This window comes from Chamaesiphon sp. OTE_8_metabat_110, from assembly GCF_031382685.1.
Lineage (GTDB): Bacteria > Cyanobacteriota > Cyanobacteriia > Cyanobacteriales > Chamaesiphonaceae > Chamaesiphon.
Map to the genome: position 1 here is coordinate 1 of NZ_JANMZA010000464.1, position 2,895 is coordinate 2,895.

Consider the following 2,895-nt stretch of genomic DNA (forward strand, 5'->3'; position numbering starts at 1 on the left):
GCAAGATCGCGCAAAAATACTTGTCTTTGAAATACCAAGGGATGTAGCTCTGGCATGGCAACAACGAGGGATTCTTCCATAATCGGCAGTACGTTCAAGCTGGTGTCTGGTTCCTGAGCATTAGCAACTACTTCAAAACCGATATTCAGGCGACCCTCCCGCAATGCCTGAAGTTGACGCTCGGCGGTAAGTTCGAGCAGTTCTACTTCTATATCGGGAAACCGAGAGCGAAATGTCCGCAAAATATCGGGTAATAGGGTATTGGAAATCGAACTAGCAATGCCCACCGAGAGGAAGCCGATCTCGCCTCTTTGAGCTTGTTGCGCTCTAGAGATCGCCCGTTCTAGGGTTGTCAGCGCCAACCGAGTTTCTTCTAAAAAAACTTTCCCGGCTGCGGTCAATTGTAGCGGTCGCCGCTGCCTGTCGAATAACTCAACTTTCAATTTACGTTCGAGCGATTTAATGCGTTGTCCTAACGGTGGCGGATCGATCTGCAAGTATTCTGCCGCTCTGGTAAAGTTGTTTTCTGCTTCTGTAACTGCCAGAAAGTAACAGATTTGCCGCAGTTCGACGCTGCTGAGATAGAGAAGATTCATCAGAGACTCCAACAACTACTACTAGATCGTTAACGATATACCAACTTAATCAGATCGGCATTGAAGATATAGTAAATCCCTCGTATTCTCATATACAACCGTGGCAGCCAAGAGAAAGGAGCTATTGCTATGAATATGCAGACGAATCGCTGGCAATTTTGGATCGATCGCGGGGGTACCTTTACTGATATTGTCGCGCAACATCCCGATGGCAGGCTGCTGGTACATAAGCTGCTGTCGGAAAATCCCAGCCGCTACGCCGATGCGCCGCTCCAAGGCATTCGCGATCTCTTAGGATTGGCAGCAGGGGCAACAATTCCTGCCGAGACGATCTCCAGTATCAAGATGGGTACGACAGTAGCCACCAATGCCCTGCTAGAGCGTGCTGGCGACAGAACTTTACTCATTATCACCGAGGGTTTTGGTGACGCTTTACGGATCGGCTATCAGCATCGCCCCCAGATTTTTGCACGGGAAATCGTGCTGCCCACAATGCTCTACGATCGCGTCGTCGAAGTCACCGAACGCTATACCGCCCAAGGTAAAGAATTAAGTCCCGTGCGCATGGATGCTCCTTTAATTCAAGCTTTGCAAACTGCTTATGACGACGGGATGCGATCGTGTGCGATCGTCTTTTTACATGCTTATCGCTATCCCACTCACGAACTACAAGTAGCCGCACTCGTCAGATCGATCGGATTTACCCAAGTTTCCCTCTCCCATCAAGTCAGCCCCCTCATCAAACTCGTCAGTCGCGGCGACACCACCGTCGTAGATGCCTATCTCTCCCCCATCCTCCGCCGATACATCGATTCCTTCGCCCAACAACTATACCCCCACACCCTGGTCAGTGAGCGACAGCCGAACTGCCCCCCTCTCCTCTTCATGCAATCCAACGGCGGCTTAACCAGCGCCCAAAACTTCCAGGGCAAAGATAGCATCTTATCCGGCCCTGCTGGCGGAATTGTCGGCGCGGTCAAAACCAGCGAGCTAGCGGGATTTACCAAAATTATCGGCTTCGATATGGGTGGTACCTCCACCGATGTCTCTCATTACAACGGTACCTACGAACGGACGATCGAAACCGAAATCGCTGGCGTCCGACTGCGGGCACCGATGATGGCAATCCATACAGTTGCCGCTGGCGGGGGGTCAATTTTACATTTTGATGTCGGACGTTATCGCGTCGGCCCAGACTCGGCTGGAGCCAATCCTGGCCCCGCCTGCTATCGAAATGATGGCCCCCTGACAGTCACCGATGCCAATGTGATGCTGGGCAAGCTCCAACCGGATTGTTTTCCGGCGGTATTTGGGGCGACGGGAAACTTGCCATTAGATGCGGCAATTGTCGCTGCCAAGTTTGCCACCCTCACCGCCGAAATTCAAGCCTCGACAGGCGATAATCGCTCGCCTGTAGAAGTAGCCGCTGGCTTTGTGGCGATCGCGATCGATAAAATGGCAACTGCGATTAAAAAAATCTCTTCTCAGCGCGGTTATGATGTCGCCGACTATGCACTGTGCTGTTTTGGCGGTGCGGGGGGACAACACGCTTGTCTCATCGCCGAAGCCCTGGGGATGAAGCAAATTTTCCTTCATCCCTATGCTGGAGTGCTGTCTGCCTATGGCATTGGCTTAGCCGATGTTCGCGCCTTGAAAGAAGAAGCGATCGAACTACCCCTCATTGCCGAACATATACCGACAGTCGCCAGTATCCTCGACAGGTTAGCTCAAATCGGTCGATCGGAACTCAGTACTCAAGCGATCGATTCTGCCCAGCAACAAGTCTGCCAGCAAGTTTATTTGCGGTATGCTGGCACCGATGCGCCGTTATTAGTAGATTTTGCCACCGATATAAATGCGATGCGATCGCAATTTGAAGCTATCTATCAACAGCGTTACGGTTTTGCGATGCGCGAACGAGATATTATCGTCGAATCGGCAATGGTAGAAGCGATCGGTTTGATGTCGATGCCGAGCGAACCAACCTTAAATCGCCATCGAACTACGCCATTAATGCCCCGCATGATTGTCTCACTCTACACCAAAGGCGATTGGCATCAGGCAGATGTATTCGATCGAGCGGATTTAGCTGCTGGCGATCGGATTATCGGCCCTGCCATTATTATCGAACCTACTGGTACGAATGTTATCGAGCCGGATTGGGTAGCGGTATTGACAGAGAAAAATCATTTGATTTTGACGTATGAGCAGCGTAGTCCTTTACCCCACCCCAGCCCTCCCCTTATAAAGGGGAGGGAGCAAGAAAGCCTTCCCCTTGATAAGGGGAGGAAGCAAGTAA

Annotated in this window: 2 protein-coding genes; one reads left to right on the forward strand and one right to left on the reverse strand. The window is 51.3% G+C overall.

All coding sequences use genetic code 11. From position 1 onward, the window contains the following. Positions 1 to 596, reverse strand: a 596-nt coding sequence (locus RMO52_RS17095) for a LysR substrate-binding domain-containing protein (protein WP_310416570.1), incomplete at its 3' end; no start/stop codon positions are given. 129 nt (positions 597 to 725) lie between these two features. Here RMO52_RS17095 and RMO52_RS17100 point away from each other — a divergent pair. Then, a partial coding sequence (locus tag RMO52_RS17100; RefSeq protein ID WP_310416575.1) for a hydantoinase/oxoprolinase family protein occupies positions 726 to 2,895 on the forward strand: 2,170 nt, incomplete at its 3' end.